The sequence below is a fragment of the Ruegeria sp. YKSD179 genome (genome assembly GCF_059612885.1).
This window is the reverse complement of the sequence record NZ_JBXWRL010000119.1, coordinates 1-1899: the sequence shown is the minus strand read 5'-3', so window position 1 is coordinate 1899 and position 1899 is coordinate 1. Positions and strand designations below refer to the sequence as shown.

The 1899-nt window shown below is 47.7% G+C and carries 3 protein-coding genes and 1 pseudogene; 3 read left to right on the top strand and 1 reads right to left on the bottom strand.

Annotated elements, in window-relative coordinates:
• Positions 1–754 (bottom strand): MFS transporter (locus AC2FNE_RS24590; protein WP_496806563.1); only part of this gene is annotated, 754 nt, incomplete at its 3' end.
• A gap of 32 nt (positions 755–786) precedes the next feature.
• Here AC2FNE_RS24590 and AC2FNE_RS24585 point away from each other — a divergent pair.
• From AC2FNE_RS24585 to AC2FNE_RS24575, 3 genes and pseudogenes are all read left to right on the top strand, one after another.
• A pseudogene (locus tag AC2FNE_RS24585) lies at positions 787–867 on the top strand (hypothetical protein); the annotation flags it as partial.
• 6 nt (positions 868–873) lie between these two features.
• Positions 874–1227 (top strand): M20/M25/M40 family metallo-hydrolase, encoded by a 354-nt coding sequence (locus AC2FNE_RS24580; protein ID WP_496806562.1) that lies wholly within the window; start codon positions 874–876, stop codon positions 1225–1227.
• Positions 1228–1691: 464 nt separating this feature from the next.
• Positions 1692–1899: DsbA family oxidoreductase (locus AC2FNE_RS24575; RefSeq protein WP_496806561.1), on the top strand; the 208-nt coding region annotated here is incomplete at its 3' end.

The window sequence follows — 1899 nt, the reverse complement described above, 5'->3', positions numbered from 1 at the left end:
GATGCGGCCATGCAATACCGATCCCGAAGCCGACCAATATGAGACCAGCACAGATTGGCAAAAGCACAAAAGCTGAAGACGACGGCGCAGGCAGCGCAAGCGTTTGCAGCAACAAACCCGCAAAACTGAAGATTGGCCCCAACAAAATAGTCTGTTCAGCTTTTTGCCCAGTGAAGCGTGCCGATATAGCAGAGCCGGCTGTCCAACCGACTGCCATCAGCGCACCGATATATCCTGCAATTAACGGCGATTGACCGTGCAGCACCTGAAGGAAATATGGGACAAAAGTTTCAGGTTGCATACCAATCAAAAGAAACGCAACGCATGCGTACAGCGCACCAAATTGCGAAAATGAAGACATGCCTCCTGTCGGCATCAATTTCCCTGCGAAGCTTCTTTCGGCCCAACGAATGGCCAGAGCAAGAACTATACAAACAACAAGCCCGGCACTTACGTTTAAGTCTGTCGGCGCGGCGGCAATTATGGAAACAGCGGCAACAATACCTATCATTGCAAGCAGTTGAACAATTGGAATTGCGTCGTCCCGGGAAACGTTAGGCTCTTTTCCAGGAAGGCAAAGCAGAACGAGCAACCCGATCACGGCAACAAAGGGTAACAGGCTGTAAAACGCCCAACGCCAGCTATCATATTCCGCGAAAACCCCACCGACAGCCGGCCCGATAAGAGTGGCCACACCCCACATAAGAGCTATCAAACCAATCGCAATCGGCCATAACCGCTCAGGAAAAACCATTCTAATGACGGTGTAGGTAGGCGCACAACGTCATACCAGATCAATCAGAGTTAAAGTTAAATATTCGCTCTTTTTCCGAAACTTCCCGCGACCAGATCATTAAAAGAATCCGCGAAATCGTGAAGGGCATCGAATTATCATTTGGTGTCTCTGCGGAATTGACGTTTGGGCATCACACTCCGGCCGTAAACAACCATCCTGAAATGACGGACTTTGCGCGTTCCGTGATACAGGCGTCACCCGGTCTTTCACTCGTGGAAGGTATTGTTCGGCAAATGACCGTCAGCGATGACTTTTCAGAATTTCTGCAACGCAAGCCTGGATCTTACGTCTTAATTGGAAACGGAGAAAACGGGCACCCTCTGCATCACCCACAGTATGACTTTAACGATGAGATCCTGCTTCCGGGAGCACAACTTTGGGTCAATCTAGTCAAATCTTACCTCGATACTCCGAAGATCAAGGCAGCATAAGATATAGATCGAAACGAACAAGTGTGAACCGCATCGCTGTAGTTTCGGATTGATTCCTTAGGTCAATATTCTATCGATTTTCATTTCCGGAATGGTTCGCGTTAATCAAGCGGGCTAAATCAGGGAATTTGTGATGTGGCGGAAAAGTCGGACATATGATCACTTTTTCAGATAATAAGTTCCGTTAACAATCACTATAATGGTTGGCAATGCTTTGTTAAAATCAAACCCAGCAGTGTCTAACGGAACCATTCTGCGAAATACTGCACTCGTCGTCATCTGATGGAAAGTCAACCACAACTCTTTAAAACCCAACCTATTCTCGATGGCGCATAAAACGTGTGGTAACCAACGAGATCACCGTTAAGTTAGGTTTTCGGTAGGGATACAGCCGACTTCCTTCGACGACGGCGAACAAACCATGTGCCTTAAACATCGAATCCCACTCTAACTGGCAGTTGTTAATGTCAAATCCACTCACTCAAAAAACATCCGATCCGGCTACGGTCGAAATCGACTTTATTTCAGATATCGTATGCCCTTGGTGTGCCATTTCATTCCACCAACTAAAGGCGGCGTCCGAGAATACAGGCGTCGACGTCAAAATCAGTTGGCAACCGTTCGAGTTGAACCCCAAATTGCCTAAAGAAGGGCAAAACCTTCGGGCGCATA